Below are 18,058 nucleotides of genomic sequence, written 5' to 3' on the forward strand. Positions count from 1 at the left end.
AGATGGGTATGAATCGTTTTCTTCGTTCCGCTGCGTGCATCGCGTTGCTGGCGCCGACGGCCTGCATTCGTGACGGCTCCGACACGGCATCGAGCGCCGGGCAGGCCGACGCGGCGGCGCGCTGCACGGCGCTGGCCGGGCGCATCATGGCGGGGCAGGGGGAGGGCGCGACGCCGCTTTCCGCCGTCTATCGCGAAGCCGGTCCCGCGCAGCTGCCGCCCAACCCGATGGGCCCGCCGCCAGGCCCGCCGCCTCAGCTTCCCGCCCACTGCGAAGTGATCGGGACAATGAAGCAGCGCACCGGCATCGACGGCCAGGCCTATGCGATCCGTTTCCACCTGCGGCTGCCGGCCGAATGGAACGGCCGCTTCTACATGCAGGGCGGCGGCGGCACCAATGGCGAGCTGGGCGATGCGCTGGGCATGACCGGACCGGGCGCTCCCGCGCTTGCAAAGGGTTACGCGGTGCTGTCGCAGGATTCGGGGCACGACAATGCCGTGAACGCCGCGCCCGAGCGGGGCGGCCCGTCCGCTTTCGGCTTCGATCCGCAGGCACGCGCCGATTATGGCGGCGCATCGCTGCCGGTGGTGGTGAAGGCCGCCCGACAGCTGGTTTCGGACTTTTACGGCCGCGATCCGGCGCGCAGCTATTTCGTCGGCTGTTCGAAGGGCGGGCAGGAAGGGATGATGCTGGCACAGCGCTATCCCGCATTGTTCGACGGCATCGTGGCGGCTGCGCCGGGCATGTCGCTGCCGCGCGCGGCGGTGGCGGAGGCGTGGGATACGCAGAGCATCGCCTCGGCAGCGCCGCGTCCGGTCACGGTGCCCGGGTTGGCGAGTGCCTTTAGCGACGCCGATCTGAAACTGGTGAGCGGCGCGGTGCTGAAGGCGTGCGACGTCGATGACGGCCTTGTCGACGGCATCATCGGCACGCCGGGCAGTTGCACGTCGGCGCGGGTGCTGCCGGTGCTCCGTCAGTCGCTTTGCACCGGCGAAAAACAGGCCGGCTGCCTGTCGACGGCGCAGGTCGACGCGCTGGTCCGCATCCATGACGGGGTTCGCGACAGCAGCGGCAAGCCGCTCTATGCCAGCTTTCCCTGGGATGCCGGCTGGTCGGACATGGGCTGGCGGATCTGGAAGATGGGCTCGGCCGACGGACGCGTTCCGGCGCTCAATGTGCTGATGGGGGCGCCTTCGCTCGCGATGATCTTCACCACGCCGCCCACTCGCGTGGCGCCGGGGCCGCAGGGCGGGCTCGATTTCGCGATGAGGTTCGATTTCGATCGTGATGCCGGCAAAATCTATGCGACCGGCGGCGCCTTCACGCGCTCTGCGTGGCAGGATATCGGCGCGCGTTCGCCCGATCTTGATGCGTTCCGACGGCGTGGCGGCAAGATGATCGTTCCGCATGGCGTTTCCGATCCGGTCTTCTCGGTTGAGGATACGATCGCATGGTGGCGCGAGGTCGATGATCGCGCCGGCGGCAGGGCGGCCGATACGGTCCGCGTATTTCCGGTGCCCGGCATGGGTCATTGCGCCGGTGGTCCAGCCACTGACGGGATCGACAGTTTCGACGCGCTGGTCGCCTGGGTCGAGCGTGGTGAGGCGCCGGACCGGCTGATCGGTCGCGCCAACCCTGCCTCGCCCTGGCCGGGACGCACGCGGCCGGTCTGCGCCTATCCGACGGTGCTTCGCTACAAGGGCAGCGGAGATGTCGAATCGGCCGACAGCTTCGAGTGTCGCATGCCAGGCTGATCGCGCTCGGGCGGGCTCGCCGCTCAGCCCCGCCCGCGGCGCGGGCCGGGCGGCGAGGGCGGCCGGCCCAGCGCGCTGCATTGCGCCATCGCCTCGGCGGCGGCCCCCGCATCGCCGGCGATCACCGCCTCCGCCATCTCGCGTAGCGCGTCGACGATCGCGCGCGCTTGCTCCGCCGGTATGAAGGGCAGGGGCGGTGGTTGCTGCGTCATCCGGTGATAGCAATAATACCAGAGGCAGCGGACCAGCATGTGGAGCACGGCGCAATCAGCCGAGCCGGCGATATGGCGCAGCACGGCGACCTGCGCGGCAACCTCGCCGCGCATCATGTCCTCGACGCGGACCTCGGCCACCAGCGCGCGCAGCGTCGCCGCGTCATGCTCGCGCAGCGCGGCGCGTTCGGCATGGATTTCGTTGATCGCCTCGATCAGCCGCCCACAGAGTGCCGGGTCGATATCGTGCGCAATGAAATGGGGCAGGGTGGCGCGCACCAATGCGCAGGGCGGCGGCGCAATTCGCCTGAAGCCGCCACCCCGCCCGCGCACCGCCGCCGCCATGCCGAGATTTTCGAGGATGCGCAGCGCCTGAACGATGATCGGACGGCAGGCGGCGTGCGCCTCGATCAACTGGTCGATCGTGCCGATCTCGGCATCCGCCCGCTCATGCTGTTCCAGAATCTGCCGCGCAATCTGGAGCGCGCGGCTGTCGCGGCTGGCGTGCGCCGGGGCGCGGTCGCCCGCGTTCGATGCGGCGTCGATCTGATCGAGCAGGGCCGCGGCGAAGCGTCGTGCGCCGGCAGTGTCGTGCGTGCGGCCCAGCTTGTTTCTCAGCAGGGCTCCGGCCTCGGCGACCTGCCCGGCGGGAACCCCGTGTGCAACCAGATGAAGCGCCATCAGCCGTCCGGTCTGCGCAAGCGACGGCTGATGCAGTACGAGGCCGCCCGATGCGCCGCGCTGGACATGGGCGAGATCGCGCCCTTCGAGGACGCGTAACGCCTGGCGCATGGCCTGGGGCGTCGATCCATGTTCGCGGGCAAGATCGGTTTCGGAACCGAGAACAAGCCCCGTCGGCCAGCCGCGTTCGAGCAGGGCGCGCTCCAGCGAGTCCGCCAGTTCGAGCGCGCGTTTAGGGGCGACGCTCCGGCGAAATCCGGTCGCTTCGATCATCGCGGGCGACAGCATCCGGGCGCTCTCCTGCACGTCGGGGTGGCCTGTGATGCTTGAACGTGCCAGCGCGATCCGCCGCTGACAATCGGATATCTGCCTCGCGGTGAAGAAGACGCAAAAGGGGAGCCGCCGGCCCTAGCCGACGACTCCCCGTCACGCCCCGCGGCCTTGGGGACGATTGCTTCAGAAGCGGGTGCCGATGCCGAAGCCGAACACCAGCGGATCGATGTGGACGCTGGTCCTGTTGACCGTGTTGCCCGTCGTCAGGCGCGCCGTGGTGTCCATATCGATATATTTGACGTCGAGGTTCAGAAAGAACTTCTTGTTGATGTCGATATCGACGCCGGCCTGAAGCGCGTAGCCAAAGCTGTCCTTCAGCGACAATTCGGTCTTGCCCAGCGCGGTGTTCAGCGAATCGCTGGTCTTCGACGAATAGAAGGTGGTGTAGTTGACGCCCGCACCGACATAGGGGCGCACCGCCGCCTTCGGCATGAAGTGATATTGCAGCGTCAGCGTCGGCGGCAGGACCCAGGTGTGGCCCACCGTGCCCAGGCCGGAAATCGCTTCGCGCCCGGTGATGTCGTGGCGGGTACTGGAGACGATCAGCTCGGCGCCGATATGGTCGGTCGCCATGTAAGTGAAATCGACTTCCGGCATCACCGCATCGCCAACGCCGACCTTGCCGGTGGGGATGCCGGGCTGGATGCCGCCGGACGATTCATTCGGGGCGACGACGATGCCGCGCAGGCGGACCAGCCAGTCGCCTGCCGCGATCCCGGTATCGTCCTGTGCCTGCGCGCTCGCGGTCGACGCCAGCAGGCCGGCGGCTGCCAGACCGACAAGAAGCGAAGTACGCATGTGATGTTCTCCTCGTTTTCGACGAGGCACCGGGTACGCTTTCCGCCGCGCCGCGGTTTTGATCGGGCGCAACCAGCCGACTAGGTAATGTTCACAGGCCGGCTCCGGTCTTTGCTTCGGATCAATACGTAGCGACAGCATTCGCCTGTGCGCGGCATGCCGCGTGCGGGAGGCGATTGATGTACAGGGATCACGATCAGATGCAGATCGGCGCAGCGGAATGGACGGTTCCTGCACGCTGCGCGACGTGCGGCGTCCGAATGACGGCACTGTGCGGCGGACTCGAGCCGCCCGCGCTCGACGCGCTCAATCAGATCGGCCGCAAGCGGATGCTGCGCCGGGGGGAGGCGCTGATCTGGCAAGGCGATGTCGCCGATCATGTCGGCATCCTGCATGGCGGGCTCGTCAAGCTGGCCGCATCGCTGGAGGACGGCCGCGAGCAGATGCTCGGACTCGCTTTTCCCGGGGATTTCGTCGGCGCGATCGACGAGCGGCCGTCGACGCACTGCGTCACCGCGCTGACCGAGGCCGAGCTCTGCACCTTCCCGCGCACGGCGCTGGCGAACATGGTCCGCGCCTATCCCGCGATCGGCGAGGCGCTGCTCGCGCGCGCCTATGACGAACTCGATCATATGCGACGCTGGATGCTTCTGCTCGGCCGGATGAGCGCCGGAGAGCGCGTCGCCAGCTTGTTGCTCGAATTCGCGGCGCGGGCGGGCCCGGTGGACGGTGCGCGTGTGCCGTTGCCGCTGACACGCCAGCAGATGGCCGAATTGCTGGGCCTCACGATCGAGACGGTCAGTCGCAAGATGACGGCGATGAAACGGAGCGGAATCGTGGCGTTGCCGGATCTGCGCAGCGTCGAAATTCGCGACCGGGCGGCGCTCGAACGAATTGCTGCCGGGTATCAGTAACTAACACAATGTTACCGTTCGTCATCTCCACCTAGTCCTGCCTGACGGTTAAATTGTGTTTCCGACAGGAGATGGGTGATGAAGAATATCCTCGTCATGATGCATGATGATGTTGGCCAGGAATCACGTTTCCAGGCTGCACTCGATATCGCGAAGGGGCTCGATGGGCACCTTCGCTGCGTCGATATTGCGATCGTGCCGGAATTTGTCGGCGACTATGCTGAAATGGGCGGATCCGCTGCGCTGATGGCCGATGAGCAGGCGCGTGAGGCGGTCAATCGCGAGCGCATGGAAGCTCGGCTGCGGGTGGAGGAAGTCCCCTATGATTGGGTGGACGATACTGGCTTCGCCAGTCCCTGCCTGCGCGATGCCACTGCGCTCGCCGATCTGGTGGTGCTCAATCGCAATTTCGACGATGTCGGCTATCCCGACATGCGCCGGCTCGTCGGCGATACGATCATCAAGACGGGCAAGCCCATCGTCGCCGTGCCGACGAGCGCACGGGGTTTCAACCTCTATGGCCATACCCTGGTGGCCTGGGACGGTTCTCGACAGGCCGAAGCGGCCCTTCAGGCCGCGGTACCGTTGCTGAAACATGCCGGAACGGTCACGATCCTCGCCGTCGACGACGGATCGCTGCGTACCCCGCCCGCCGACGCGGCCGAATATCTGTCGCGGCACGGCATAAGGCCGATCCTGTGCGTCGAATCCGCGCGCGACATTGCCAGTGCGGTCCTGCTTGCGGAGGTGCAGCGGCAGCGGGGCGATTATCTGGTGATGGGCGGCTTCGGCCACAGCCGCTTTCTCCAGGCTGCGTTCGGCGGCGTCACCCGGCGGATGCTCGACGAATGCCCGGTGCCGCTGTTCCTGGCGCATTGATCGCGGCACCGCCATCGAATCGATCGGGACGGGTACCGATCACGGGCAATGCCGGAAAAGCAACGGGGCGGGAATCGCTGGATGCCCGCCCCGTTTCGTTCGGCCGCAATGCAATGCGGCGGACCGGTCAGATCACTTGACGTGCTTGGCGAGGTGCTTGTTCATCTCGAACATCGTCACCTTGTCCGTGCCGAAGATCGGCTTCAGCGTGTCGTCGGCCAGAATTTCACGCTTGTTTTCAGGGTTCTGGAGGTTGTGCTTCTTGATGTACTCCCAGACCTTGCTGACGATCTCGCTGCGGGGCAGGTCACTCGTGCCCACGATCTTCGCCAGTTCGGGCGAAGGGGTGACCGGTTTTGCGATACCGCCGCGTGCCTTGGTTTCGGCCATGATATTCTACTCCTGTTCGTGCCCGTTCGCGGGCTTTTCCTTCGTCAGCGCCTCGGGCTTGAGAGGCTTCCTCCCCCTTGTCGCGACAGACGATGTACTGCGGTTCGTGCGCCGATGCACGTCCCTGATCGCCTTTGATCGTGCGAAACGGCTTCTGTCCAGCGCGGAGGTGGAATTTCCTCGTCGAGCCGAGCCGCTCTGGCGGCGCGGTGGTGCGTGGTTGCAACAGTTCGTGGCCCCCGGGGCCCTTGCATCACGGCGCTGGACGGCCGAAACAGCGCCGATCGAACGAAGGGGAGTTTGAATGCGAAGGGCGTGGCGGCTGATGAGTGCTGTGGCTGGGTTGCTCATCCTCGGCGGCTGCGGCGGGGGCGAGACCACCAACTATTCCGATCCGCCGCCGATGGCGGAGATCGTCGCCACACCGGCACCAACGCCCACCCCGGACGACGCGGACGCTGCAGATGCCGCCGACCGCAACGCCGCCGAATAGGGTCATGCGCGGTCACATGCGCTGGCTGGACAAGCCGATCGTCCTGCGGCAATACGGCGCCGTGACGATTGCGACGCTTCTTACCCTGCGACTTATCCGCCCTTAGGGGCCGGGTTCGCACCTGCGCGTCGTCCCCTAAGGGCAAACTGAGCTTCCTTAAGGCACTGCCGCTGCGCTAGGCGCGGCGCGAGCAATCGAAAGAACCCCGTCATGTTGCGCGATCCGAGCGTCAAATACCGTCCGTTCCCCCAGGTCGACCTGCCCGACCGGCAATGGCCCGGCCGTACCATCACCCGCGCGCCGCGTTGGCTGTCGACCGACATGCGCGACGGCAACCAGGCACTGATCGACCCGATGAACGCGGAGAAGAAGCGGCGCTTCTTCGACCTGCTGGTAAAGGTGGGCGTCAAGGAGATCGAAGTCGGCTTCCCGAGCGCCGGCGCCACCGAGTTCGACTTCATCGCCGGCCTGGTCCGCGAGGGCAATGTACCGGACGACGTGACCATCCAGGTACTGACCCAGTCGCGCCGTGACCTCATCGAAACCAGCTTCCAGTCGCTCAAGGGCGCCAAGCGTGCGATCGTCCATCTCTACAATGCGGTTTCGCCTGTGTGGCGTCGCATCGTGTTCAACATGGCGCGCGACGAGGTTCGGCAGATCGCGATCGAGGGGGCGAAGGTGCTGCGCGATGAGGCGGCCAAGCAGCCCGACACCGATTGGCATTTCGAATATAGCCCGGAAACCTTTTCCACCGCCGAACTCGATTTCTCGGTCGAGGTCTGCGAAGCGGTCATGGATATCCTGCGCCCGACGCCGGAAAAGCCCCTGATCCTGAACCTGCCTGCCACGGTGGAGGCGGCGACGCCCAATGTCTATGCCGATCAGATCGAATGGTTCTGCCGCAACATTCGCGACCGCGAAAGCGTGGTGATCAGCCTCCACACGCACAATGATCGCGGCACAGGTGTCGCCGCGTCCGAACTCGGGCTGCTTGCGGGTGCGGATCGCGTCGAGGGCTGCCTGTTCGGCAATGGCGAGCGGACCGGCAATGTCGACCTGGTGACGCTGGCGCTCAATCTCTACACGCAGGGCGTCGATCCCGGGCTCGACTTTTCGGACATCGACGAGGTGATCCGCACGGTCGAATATTGCAACCAGTTGCCGGTCCATCCGCGCCATCCCTATGCCGGCGAACTGGTGTTCACGGCCTTTTCGGGCAGCCACCAGGACGCGATCAAGAAGGGCTTTGCTGCGCAGGCCGTGCGCAACGACGATTTCTGGGAAGTCCCCTATCTGCCGATCGATCCCAAGGATCTGGGCCGCGACTATGAGGCGGTGATCCGCGTCAATTCGCAATCAGGCAAGGGCGGCGTTGCCTGGGTGATCGAGCAGGACAAAGGGCTGAAGCTACCGAAGCGGATGCAGGCCGAATTTTCGAAAGAAGTTCAGACGCTGGCCGACGAGACCAGCCGTGAGCTCGAAGCTGCCGACATATGGGCATTGTTCGAGAAGGTCTATCTCCCGAGCGCGAACGACCGCATCGCGCTGGTCGATTATGAGGAGACGGGGGCCGCCGGCAGCCGCGTATTCGTCGGGCGGATTTCGGTGGACGGTGCGGAACGATCGATTTCCGGCCGCGGCAACGGCCTGATTTCGGGCGTCGTCGATGCGCTTGCCAGTTCTACAGGGCCGGGGCTGGATGTTGTCGACTATAGCGAACACGCGATCGGCGTCGGCACCAACGCGCAGGCTGCGGCTTATGTCGAATGCCGCACCGAGGATGGGCGGACGGTGTTCGGCGTGGGCATCGATGCCGATATCGCGACGGCATCGGTCCGTGCGGTGCTCAGCGCCGCGAACCGCGCCTGAAGGCAGCGCGCCGCGCCGGGCCGTTCGCGCCCGGTGCGGGCGTCCGCAATCAGTGAACGGTCGCGCCGCGTCGCTGGCTGACGACCGGTGCGGCTGCCACGGTGCCGGTGCGTTCGAAGCGGAAGGCGCCGGCACGCTCGGCAAGCGAGGTGACCTCGCCGGAGAGGTTGCGGATCGCCGCCGAGGTTTCCTCCACCATCGCGGCGTTCTGCTGCGTCACCAGATCCATCGCCTTCATCGCGGTCGCGACCTGCGTCACGGCAGCGGACTGGGCGTGATTGTCGTGATCGATCGCCTCGATCAGATTATGAACCGCCTCGACATCGCCCGAAATCGTGTCGAGCGCCGTGTCGGTGTGATGGACGGCATCGGCGGCCTGAAGGATGTCGGCCTGGGTTTCACTCAGCATGTCGCGCGCCTGCTTGGCCTGATCCTCGGCGCGCAGCGCGAGCGCGGCGACTAGGTCGGCGACGACCATGAAGCCGCGACCGGCCTCGCCCGCGCGCCCGGCCTCGACGGCGGCATTCATTGCCAGAACGCGAGTCTGGAATGCGATCTTGTCCAGCCCCTCGATCACGCCGTCGATGTTCTTGGCGCTGCCGCTCGCACGGTCCATCGCCTCGACGGCACGTGCGGTGGTGCCGCGGCCGTCGCGCAGCGCGCTGGTCGCCTCGCTGGCGCGCTTCACGGTGTTGTCCGCGGCGATCATCGTCGCGCGTAGCCGCTCCTCGATCTTCTGAAGCGCCTCGGTCGCCTGGGCGAGATTGGCTGCGCTCTTTTCGGTGCGGTGCGCGAGGTCTTCGGAGCCGTGCGCAACCTCGAGCGAGGTGGTGCGGATGTTCTCGGAGCTTTCGCTGACCAGTTGCACCCGGTTGCGAAGCGAGGCGATCGCTTCGTTGATGTTGTGGCGCAGCACTTCATATTCGGCGGGGAACTGGCGGTCGATCGTTCGCGTCAGATCGCCCTCGCGAAGCGCGAGCAGGCCATTGCCCAGCACTTCGGTAACCTCGCGCTGCTCCTCCAGCTTTTTCGCATCGGTCTCGATGCGCTTGGCGGCGGCGGAGCGGTAATGTTCAAGCCCCTGGGCGATGCTGCCGACTTCGTCCTTGCGATCCTGATAGGGGATGGCCGCGGTTTCGCCACGCGCGAGCCGGTCGGTGAGCCGCGACAGCGTTCCAACCGGTTCGAGCACCCGACGGTACATGGTGATGTAGAAGTGCAGCGCCTGCGCAGCGACGATCAGGCCGAGGACGAGGACGATACTGATCGCCAGATAGAACTCACCGCCGCTCTCGGCTTCAACACGCTGCTGCTCGGCGGTGGTCATCGCAACCAGCTTGTCGACGGCGGCGCGGTGCGCGGCATAGGCTTCGCCGAGCTTCGCGTAGCTCGCCTGTGCAGCCGCCGTGTCGCCGCGCCGGATTGCCGGCAGGAAGCCGGTCTCCAGCTCGTTCCAGAATCGTTCGGCAGCGGGATGGGCCTGTTGCAGCAACTGCTTTCGCAATGCTTCGTCGACGGACGCTGTCTGCCAATAGCGGTTGCGTTCGAGATACTGGCGGCGCAGCGATTCGAGACGGGTTTCATGCGGACCGGCCGCGCCGGGATCACGCGCGATCAGCGTGGCCTCGAGGAACGGCTCGATGATATATTCGGGCGGGGGCAGGATGTCGGCGATCAGTTCGGCGTTCATCTCCTGGCGCAGCTGCATCTCGCCGCCCATGCGGATCCTGTCGAGGCGCCATGCCGCCAGCAGGCCGCCGACGATGAGCATTGCCATCATCGCAAGAGCGCTGTTGCGGACAAAACTGGCAATCGACATCAAACTTCCCCTGGCGCCAGGCACGCAGCTTCCAAGAACGAACCTCCTGCCGGAGGCCCCCTGGAATTATAGCGCGGGGGAGGCGGGCGCGGCGCCCGAGACATGGTTTATTGTGCTGGTCTCGCTCGGCTACGTATAATCTCGCATCCGATGCCGGCATCCGGGTAGATGTCCGGCTTGGTCGTTCGAACGATGACCGAACGGACGCGAGGATCGCGCATCGCCAGCGCCGAAATCTCCTCGCACAGCGTTTCCTGAAGCTCGAAATGCCGGCCGGCAACGAGTTCGTGAATGCCCTCGCGCAGTCGGTCATAATCGACGACGGCGTCGATCCGGTCCTCCGGCCGGGCGGGATAGCTGCAGATCATGCTGACGTCGATGCGGACGCGCTGCGGCGCCGCGCGTTCTTCCGGATGGATGCCGAGGCCGATCGGGATCGTCAGCGCCTCGAGCCGGATCGTATAGTCAGGCATCGGGCCGACTCCGCCCTTCGAACATGACGTCGCCGTCGCGGGCGAGGAAGCGCTGACCGCAGTCGACAAAGAGGTTTTGCCCGGTGATCGACCGGCTTTCGAGCAGATGGGCGACAGCAGCGGCAATGTCGCCGGGGTCGACATGGCGCTGGAGCAAATTCTGGCGGCCTGTGCGCTCGAACTCCTCGTCCGTCTGGTCGAGACTGGGCAGCGTCAGCCCCGGCGAGACGGCGTTCACCCGAACGCGCGGCGCGAGCGACCGGGCGAGCATCTCTGTCGCGCCGGCAAGCGCCAGTTTCGAGCAGGTATAGCTGAAGAAATCCGGGTTGAGATTGCCGACCTTCTGGTCGAGCAGGTTGACGACCGCGCCATCATCCAGGTCGGCCTGCGCCGCGAGTGCGACGGCGAGCGCGACCGGTGCCGCCAGATTGACGTGCATGTGCCGATCGAGCAGCGCCCGATCGTCGCTCGACGCCTGGTCATACTGAAACAGCGAAGCGTTGTTGACGACGGCCGTGAGCGGCCCTCCCAGCGCAGCACGCGCGTCCGCGACCAGCGTCGCTGCTGTGCCCATGTCGGCGAGTTCGCCGCTGAGGACGGTCACCATGGCCCCGTCCGCGCGCAGCGCCTCCGCCAGTGCCTCCGCGTCCTCGGGGGAGTGGTGGTGGTGGATGGCAACGGCCCAGCCGCGCCCGACCAGATGGCGCGCGATCGCGGCACCGATGCGGCGGGCGCCACCCGTTACAAGGACGCGGCTCGGCATCAATATCCCATCAGCTTCAGAACTTCGGCCCGGCTGCGCTCGTCTTCGCGGAACACGCCCATCATCCGGCTGGTCACCATGCCCACGCCCGGCGTGCGTACGCCTCGCGCGGTCATGCAGCCATGCTGCGCCTCGATCACCACCGCGACGCCCACCGGGTGCAGATGATTCCAGATGCAGTCGGCGACCTCCGCCGTGAGCCGTTCCTGCACCTGCAGGCGGCGAGCGAAGGCGTGAAGCACGCGGGCAAGTTTCGAGATTCCGACAACATGGTTCTTCGGCAGATAGGCGATCGATGCCTTGCCGGTAATCGGCGCCATGTGGTGCTCGCAATGTGACTGAAAGGGAATGTCCTTCAGCAACACAATCTCGTCATAGCCGCCGACTTCCTCGAAAACGCGGCCGAGGTGACGTGCGGGGTCGTCGTCATAGCCGCTGCAATATTCCTTCCAGGCCCGTGCCACCCGCTGCGGGGTATCGAGCAGGCCTTCGCGCGTGGGATCGTCGCCCGCCCAGCGGATCAGCGTACGGATCGCGTCGGCGACCTCTTCGGGAACCGGGAGCTTCGGCGGCGGCGCGACGATGTCGCCGTCCTCGGGTTCGTCATGGGCGTCGTGCATTATTTTCCTTTCTCGTCAGGTTCGGGTGACGTTACGGCAACGGGCGCTTGCGCGCTCGTATTCCCCGCTAGCCCCTGAAAAAGCCCGAAATTGCGGCGGCCTTGCGGGGCTCCGCCCGTTGACGGCCCTGAAAATCGAGCGTTAGTTTCACGACAACGAAAATGCAAAGTCGCGACCGGCGTAAGATCGGAGCGAAACGAGGAGAGGGACCAGATGAGAAAGGCCGAGTTGCTCGCGGCGTGTGCGATCGTGTTGATCGTCGCGACCCCAGCCTTCGCGCAAGAGGAGGCATCCGCCCCGAGCGGTGTGGCAGAGGATCAGGGCTACGTCGCCGCCAACGAGATCGTCGTCACCGCCACGCGCCGCAACGAAACCGTGCAGGACGTGCCGATCGCCGTCACCGCGATCGGGCCGGAGCTGCTGCGCAACGCCGCCGTCGACAATGTGCGGGATCTGGAGCAGCTGGCGCCATCGCTTCAGTCCTCGACAGGGCAGTCATCGGCCACCGGCACCACCATCTATATCCGCGGCATCACCACCGGCGGCGACAATCCCGGCTTTGAACCGGCGGTGGGCGTGTTCATCGACGGCGTGTTTCGTGCCCGCGCCGGGGTGGCCATTTCCGAACTGCCCGAGCTCGACAGCGTGGAGGTGTTGCGCGGTCCGCAGGGGACGCTGTTCGGCCGCAACACCTCGGCCGGCGCGCTCAGCATCGCGACGGCGCAACCCAAGTTCGATCTCGGCGGCTATGTCGAGGCAGGCTATGGCAACTACAACGCCTATGAGGCGCGCGGCGCGATCACCGGGCCGGTCAGCCAGTCGATCGCGCTGCGGCTCGACGGCAGCTATCGGAAACGCGACGGCTTCATTGAGGACGTCAACAGCGACCGGGCAATCAACGATCTCAACCGCTGGGCAGTGCGGGGTCAGGCATTGTTCGACAGCAGCGACCTCACGTTCCGCCTGATCGCCGATTATTACGAAACCGACGAGCAGTGCTGCGGCGCCGTGTCGGCCGCGCGCGGCGCGCTGGCGCCCGCCATTCAGGCCGTGGCGGCGATGCGCGGGCTGACCGGCCTCTACACCGGCGATCCGAGCGATCGGGCTCAGGCGATTTCGCCCAACCGCGATTATGCCGAGCGGGTGCGGGACTATGGCGTCTCGGGCGAGCTGAACTATGATTTCGGCAAGGTGCGGCTGACGTCGATCACCGCCTATCGCAACTGGCGCGTGCTGCGCGATCAGGACATCGACTTTTCGGGCATCGATCGCGCCTATCGCGAAGGCTATCGTAACCAGCTGACCGATTTCACGCAGGAGATCCGGCTGCAGGGATCGGCGCTGGGCGGCAAGCTCGATTGGTTGGTCGGTGGATTTTATCTCAACGAGACCAACAAGCTGCGCGATACGGTGCGGACCGGCAACGATGCCAACCAATATGTGGATGCGGTGTTCTCGGACCAGCTTCAGCCACTTTTCGGCACGCCGGTGCAATTCTATGGCTCGCTCGGCCCGACGGTGCCGACCTTCGGCCAGGTGCTGCTCAATCCGGCGGCGCCGCCGGCCGCTTATGGCCAGTTGGCGCCGCTCGTCACGCTGTTTCGTGCGCAGGTCGGTACCGCGCCGATCGCCGGGATCCCGGTGGTGCCCGGGCTTGCGGCGCTGGCCGTCGGCCCCTTGCCCGGCGCATTGGCAGGGCAGGGCAACAACAATGATGATTTCCGCGTGAAGACCCACGCCTTTGCGCTGTTCACCCACAACATCATCAACCTGACCGACAAGCTCTCGCTGACGCTGGGCGCGCGATACAACCGCGAAACCAAGGAGATGACGGCGTCGATCAACAGCAATACCGGCGCCTGCGGCTTTTTCGATCAGGTTCGCACCGGCAATGCAGCGGCGACGGCCTATGCCAATATCCTGCGGCAGGTGCCGGGGCTGTTCAACAATCTGTTCCTGCTGAGCTGCAACCCGGCGGTGAACAGCGAATTCAACGGCAATTACAGCGACAAGCGGACTGAGGAGCAGGTCACCGGAACGGTGAAGCTTGCCTACAAGTTCACGCCGCAGATCCTGGCCTATGGCGGTTATGATCGTGGCTACAAGTCCGGCGGCTATAATCTCGATCAGGCGACGTTCGATTCGGTGCTGCTTGGCGGCAACGGCGCGCAGGGCTCCGATCTGGGCTTCGGGCGCGAGACGGTCGATTCGTTCGAAATCGGCCTCAAGACCGAGGTGAGCCGGCAGTTCACGATCAATCTGGCGGGCTTCTATTCGAAATTCTATGGCCTCCAGAGTCTGGTGTTCAGCGGCACCAACTTTGTCGTCCAGAACGTGCCGAAAACGACGAGCAAGGGCGTCGAAGCGGAAGCGACGATCCAGCCGCAGCGCGACCTGATCTTCCAGCTGGGCTACAGCTATATCGATGCGAGATATGATCGCGACGGCAACAACTTCACCGGCACGCCGCTGGAGGGCAAGGAAGGGCTGCAGCTGGAAAATCAGCCGCGGCACACGATCACGCTCGCGAGCAGTTGGACACCCCGGTTACACGGCGACCTGCACGGCCTGTTCCACGTCAACATGCGCTACAACAGCGAAGTCAACATCCCCTCCAGCCTGCCGGGGCCGAACGGGCGCAATGTGCTCTACAATCAGGGCTATCCGCTGATTTCGGCGAGCGTGGGCGTACAGTCCGAAGACGGCAGGCGCCGCGTCGAATTCTGGGTGGAGAACCTCACCAACCAGTTCTTCTACATCACCGGTTTCGGCGTGCCTGAGCAGAACGGAAATTATGCCGGCTATCCCGGCACACCCCGCTTTTACGGAATCCGCACCAGATTCGGATTCTGACGGTTCGTCGATGGGGGACGGAGCGGCCGGCGCGATGCGTCGGCCGTTTTCCCATGTGGCGCGGTCATGCGCCGAACAGGCGATCGAACGGGCTGTCCGCGAGGCACCAGAGCAGGGCGACCACCGCCGCGCAGCCGAGGCCAAGCGGCGGAGAGAGCAGCGCGAGGGGAATGCCGGCAGCGTAAAGGAGCGTCGCGACCGTCCCCTTTCGCAGCGTTCGACGATGATAGGCGCGGGCAACCTCACTGGTGGCGCTGGTGCGGCGGATGATGCGCTGGAGCGCGCCATAGGCGAATGCCGGCAGCAGCAGCACCGCCATGTAGAGAATGGTCGCGGCGCGGCTGAAATGCTGGCCGCCCAGATAAGCGGTCGCGAACGGCACCAAAGACAGCGCGAACAGCAGCGCGATATTGGCCCATAACAGGCCGTTGGTGACGCGCGTGGCGAACTGGAACAGCCGGTGGTGGTTCACCCAATAGATCGCCACATAGGCGTAGCTGAGCGCATAAGCCAGGAACACCGGCCACTGCGCCCACAATGCACCTAGGCCGGGCACTTCGGGTGCGTGCAGTTCGAGCACCATGATCGTGATGATGATGGCAATCACGCCATCCGAAAAAGCTTCGACGCGCTTGGCGCCGTCGCGGCCTTCCTGTTCCTGCATCGCTGCCCTCCTGCCCGGGCCGGTGGTGGCGCAGGCGGGAGGGCAGGGCAATTAGACCAAAGGTTTACTTGGCCGAGAACGCGGCATTGATCTCCAGCTTCACCTCGTCCGAGACGAAGGGCACATATTTGTCCATGCCGAAGTCGCTGCGCTTGATCGTGGTGGTCGCGCGGAAGCCGAAGTTCAGCTTCTTCATCATCGGATTGGTGCCGGCGCCGACCAGTTCGGTCTCGAGCGTCACGGGCTTGGTCACGCCGTGCAGCGTCAGGTCGCCGGTCACTTCGGCCTTGGTGCCGTTCACGACAACCTTGGTCGAGACGAAGTGGATCGTCGGATATTTGGCTGCGTCGAAAAAGTCCGGCGAAGCGAGATGCTTGTCGAGCGCCGGCACGGTGGTGACGATGCCGCTGGTCGGGATGGTGATCTCCAGCTTCGCGTCGCTCGGCTTGGCGGGATCGATCGTCAGCGAGCCGGTAGCGCCGCCTGCCTGCCCGGTGAAGTGGCTGAAGCCGAAGTGATTGACCGTGAAGTCCACCTGGGTGTGGCCGGTATCGACCATATAGGTGCCGGCGGGGACGCGGCTGGCGTCTGCCTGGCCGGGCAGTTCCTGGGCGAACGCGACCGGGGCGGTCGCGAAAAGAGCGAGGGCAATGAGAGCGCGCATGACTGTTCCCTTCGGGTGGTTGCGTCGCTCCCGTAATGAGGCTGCCGGCCACGCAATGCTAGTGCGCAGCCGGCAACTTATGGTTTCCGCTTGTGATCAGTTCTTCGACTGGTCGACCAGCTTGTTGGCGGTGATCCACGGCATCATCGCGCGCAGTTCGCTGCCGACCTGTTCGATCTGGTGGCGCTTGGCGGCGATGCGGCTGGCCTTCAGCTCGGGCTGGCCGGCGCGGTTGTCGAGCACGAAGTCCTTGACGAAGCGGCCCGACTGGATGTCCGCCAGCACGCGCTTCATTTCCTTCTTGGTCTCTTCGGTGATGATGCGCGGGCCGGTCTTGATGTCACCATATTCGGCGGTGTTCGAGATCGAGTAGCGCATGTTGGCGATGCCGCCCTCATACATCAGGTCAACGATCAGCTTGAGCTCGTGCAGGCACTCGAAATAGGCCATTTCGGGGGCATAGCCCGCCTCGACCAGCGTCTCGAAGCCGGCCTGGACCAGCGCGGTCGTGCCGCCGCACAGCACGGCCTGCTCGCCGAACAGATCGGTCTCGCACTCTTCGCGGAAGTTGGTCTCGATGATGCCCGAGCGGCCGCCGCCGACGCCCGACGCATAGGCCAGCGCCACGTCATGCGCGTTGCCCGAGGCGTCCTGGTGGATCGCGATGAGGCACGGGACGCCGCCGCCGCGGACATATTCGCTGCGCACGGTGTGGCCGGGGCCCTTGGGCGCGATCATGATCACGTCGATGTCCGCCGGCGGCTCGATCAGGCCGAAATGCACGTTGAGGCCGTGCGCGAAGGCGAGCGCCGAACCCGGCTTCATGTTGCCCTTGAGATCCGCCTCCCAGATCGCGGCCTGGTGCTCGTCGGGCGCCAGGATCATCAGGATGTCGGCCCAGGCGGCCGCTTCCTTGTTCGGCAGCACCTTGAAGCCGGCGGCTTCCGCCTTGGCGGTCGAAGCCGAACCGGGGCGGAGTGCGATCGCGACCTCCTTGACGCCCGAATCGCGCAGGTTCTGCGCATGCGCATGGCCCTGGCTACCATAGCCGAGGATGGCGATCTTCTTGTCGGTGATCAGGTTCAGATCGGCGTCGCGATCGTAATAGACACGCATTCCTAATTTCCCTTTCTGCGCCTCTCCCATCGGGAGAGAATTACGGAGACTTTTCGGCCGGCATCCGCCGGTTGGCCAGTCGAAGTTGATGAGGGTGGCGGGGCACGAAGGCATTCACCCTCACCCTCCCATGCTGCGCATGGGCCCCTCCCTCTCCCAATGGGAGAGGGCTTGAAATTCAGGCGGGCTCGCGGCCGCGCGAGATGGCGACGATGCCGGTGCGGGCGACCTCTACCAGGCCGACCTCGCGCATCAGTTCGACGAACTTGTCGATCTTCTCCGTCGTGCCGGTGACTTCGAACACGAAGCTGCTGATCGTCGCATCGACCACCCGGCCGCGATAGACTTCGGCAAGGCGCAGCGCCTCGATCCGGTGATCGCCGGTGCCGGCGACCTTCACCAGCGCCAGCTCGCGTTCGACATGCTCGCCCTGGGTGGTGAGGTCGACCACCTTGTGGACCGGCACCAGCCGTTCGAGCTGGGCGATGATCTGCTCCATCACCGGTGCGGACGCGAAGGTGACGATGGTGATGCGGCTGATCAGATCGTCGTCGCTGATCTCCGATACGGTGAGCGACGAGATATTGTAGCCGCGCGCCGTGAACAGGCCGGCGATCCGCGCGAGGATGCCGGGCTCGTTATCGACGATGACCGCCAGCGTGTGGCGCTCGATGGCTTCTTCCTTGATGTGCATTTCTACCCCTTCGATCCTCCCCGGAACGGAGAGGGGGACCGGCGCGAAGCGACGGTGGAGGGGGCTCTC

The 18,058-nt window shown here is 65.3% G+C and carries 18 protein-coding genes; 7 read left to right on the forward strand and 11 right to left on the reverse strand.

All coding sequences use genetic code 11. The features are described from left to right. Positions 1-8 precede the first annotated feature (8 nt). Positions 9-1,754 (forward strand): tannase/feruloyl esterase family alpha/beta hydrolase, encoded by a 1,746-nt coding sequence (locus ACX40Y_RS16345; RefSeq protein WP_459120629.1) that lies wholly within the window; start codon positions 9-11, stop codon positions 1,752-1,754. 23 nt (positions 1,755-1,777) lie between these two features. On the opposite strand, the gene ACX40Y_RS16350 is transcribed toward ACX40Y_RS16345, so the two are convergent. Both ACX40Y_RS16350 and ACX40Y_RS16355 read right to left on the reverse strand, forming a co-directional pair. Further along, the gene (locus ACX40Y_RS16350) at positions 1,778-2,953 is read right to left on the reverse strand and encodes a hypothetical protein (RefSeq protein ID WP_459120630.1); all 1,176 of its coding nucleotides are present in this window, start codon (positions 2,951-2,953) and stop codon (positions 1,778-1,780) included. A 150-nt stretch (positions 2,954-3,103) separates the two neighbouring features. Next, on the reverse strand, positions 3,104-3,778 hold the full coding sequence (locus ACX40Y_RS16355; RefSeq protein WP_459120631.1) for an OmpW/AlkL family protein: 675 nt from the start codon (positions 3,776-3,778) through the stop codon (positions 3,104-3,106). A gap of 179 nt (positions 3,779-3,957) precedes the next feature. On the opposite strand from ACX40Y_RS16355, the gene ACX40Y_RS16360 reads away from it, so the two are divergent. Continuing rightward, positions 3,958-4,692: a Crp/Fnr family transcriptional regulator gene (locus ACX40Y_RS16360; protein ID WP_459120632.1), complete on the forward strand. Its 735-nt coding sequence runs from the start codon at positions 3,958-3,960 to the stop codon at positions 4,690-4,692. Between the two features lie 78 nt (positions 4,693-4,770). Beyond that, positions 4,771-5,571 carry a universal stress protein gene (locus ACX40Y_RS16365; RefSeq protein ID WP_459120633.1) on the forward strand — a complete coding sequence of 267 codons (801 nt, stop codon included), beginning with the start codon at positions 4,771-4,773 and terminating at the stop codon, positions 5,569-5,571. A gap of 132 nt (positions 5,572-5,703) precedes the next feature. Here ACX40Y_RS16365 and ACX40Y_RS16370 read toward each other — a convergent pair whose 3' ends face one another. After that, positions 5,704-5,961 (reverse strand): SWIB/MDM2 domain-containing protein, encoded by a 258-nt coding sequence (locus ACX40Y_RS16370; protein WP_459120634.1) that lies wholly within the window; start codon positions 5,959-5,961, stop codon positions 5,704-5,706. A 334-nt stretch (positions 5,962-6,295) separates the two neighbouring features. Here ACX40Y_RS16370 and ACX40Y_RS16375 point away from each other — a divergent pair, with 334 nt between their 5' ends. Both ACX40Y_RS16375 and leuA read left to right on the forward strand, forming a co-directional pair. Continuing rightward, on the forward strand, positions 6,296-6,454 hold the full coding sequence (locus tag ACX40Y_RS16375; RefSeq protein ID WP_459120635.1) for a hypothetical protein: 159 nt from the start codon (positions 6,296-6,298) through the stop codon (positions 6,452-6,454). A 210-nt stretch (positions 6,455-6,664) separates the two neighbouring features. Then, positions 6,665-8,323 carry a 2-isopropylmalate synthase gene (gene leuA / locus ACX40Y_RS16380; RefSeq protein ID WP_459120636.1) on the forward strand — a complete coding sequence of 553 codons (1,659 nt, stop codon included), beginning with the start codon at positions 6,665-6,667 and terminating at the stop codon, positions 8,321-8,323. 49 nt (positions 8,324-8,372) lie between these two features. Here leuA and ACX40Y_RS16385 read toward each other — a convergent pair whose 3' ends face one another. Beyond that, positions 8,373-10,142, reverse strand: coding sequence for a methyl-accepting chemotaxis protein (locus tag ACX40Y_RS16385; protein ID WP_459120637.1), 1,770 nt, complete (start codon positions 10,140-10,142; stop codon positions 8,373-8,375). On the opposite strand from ACX40Y_RS16385, the gene ACX40Y_RS16390 reads away from it, so the two are divergent. Beyond that, positions 10,087-10,281, forward strand: coding sequence for a hypothetical protein (locus ACX40Y_RS16390; RefSeq protein ID WP_459120673.1), 195 nt, complete (start codon positions 10,087-10,089; stop codon positions 10,279-10,281). The two genes, ACX40Y_RS16385 and ACX40Y_RS16390, sit on opposite strands and share 56 nt — an antisense overlap. Here the strand turns inward: ACX40Y_RS16390 and ACX40Y_RS16395 are convergent. From ACX40Y_RS16395 to folE, 3 genes are read right to left on the reverse strand one after another with little or no spacing between them, the layout of a single operon-like run. Beyond that, the gene (locus ACX40Y_RS16395) at positions 10,250-10,615 is read right to left on the reverse strand and encodes a dihydroneopterin aldolase (protein ID WP_459120638.1); all 366 of its coding nucleotides are present in this window, start codon (positions 10,613-10,615) and stop codon (positions 10,250-10,252) included. The genes ACX40Y_RS16390 and ACX40Y_RS16395 overlap by 32 nt on opposite strands. After that, positions 10,608-11,378: an SDR family oxidoreductase gene (locus ACX40Y_RS16400; RefSeq protein ID WP_459120639.1), complete on the reverse strand. Its 771-nt coding sequence runs from the start codon at positions 11,376-11,378 to the stop codon at positions 10,608-10,610. The genes ACX40Y_RS16395 and ACX40Y_RS16400 overlap by 8 nt, the downstream gene beginning before the upstream one ends. Further along, a complete protein-coding gene (folE, locus tag ACX40Y_RS16405) occupies positions 11,378-11,998 on the reverse strand; it encodes a GTP cyclohydrolase I FolE (protein WP_459120640.1) in 621 nt (206 codons plus the stop codon). Before folE ends, ACX40Y_RS16400 begins: the two co-directional genes overlap by 1 nt. Positions 11,999-12,211: 213 nt before the next feature. Between folE and ACX40Y_RS16410 the strand changes: the two genes are divergently transcribed. Then, complete coding sequence (locus ACX40Y_RS16410; RefSeq protein WP_459120641.1) at positions 12,212-14,851, forward strand: TonB-dependent receptor; 2,640 nt, start codon at positions 12,212-12,214, stop codon at positions 14,849-14,851. A gap of 64 nt (positions 14,852-14,915) precedes the next feature. Here the strand turns inward: ACX40Y_RS16410 and ACX40Y_RS16415 are convergent, their stop codons facing one another. From ACX40Y_RS16415 to ilvN, 4 genes are all read right to left on the reverse strand, one after another. Beyond that, positions 14,916-15,515, reverse strand: a complete 600-nt coding sequence (locus tag ACX40Y_RS16415; protein WP_459120642.1) for a TMEM175 family protein — start codon at positions 15,513-15,515, stop codon at positions 14,916-14,918. Positions 15,516-15,579: 64 nt separating this feature from the next. Further along, a complete protein-coding gene (locus tag ACX40Y_RS16420) occupies positions 15,580-16,179 on the reverse strand; it encodes a YceI family protein (protein WP_459120643.1) in 600 nt (199 codons plus the stop codon). Between the two features lie 96 nt (positions 16,180-16,275). After that, positions 16,276-17,295, reverse strand: coding sequence for a ketol-acid reductoisomerase (ilvC, locus tag ACX40Y_RS16425; protein WP_459120644.1), 1,020 nt, complete (start codon positions 17,293-17,295; stop codon positions 16,276-16,278). Between the two features lie 178 nt (positions 17,296-17,473). Continuing rightward, positions 17,474-17,989, reverse strand: coding sequence for an acetolactate synthase small subunit (gene ilvN / locus ACX40Y_RS16430; RefSeq protein WP_459120645.1), 516 nt, complete (start codon positions 17,987-17,989; stop codon positions 17,474-17,476). Positions 17,990-18,058 lie beyond the last annotated feature (69 nt).

The organism is Sphingomonas sp. RS6 (assembly GCF_054489705.1).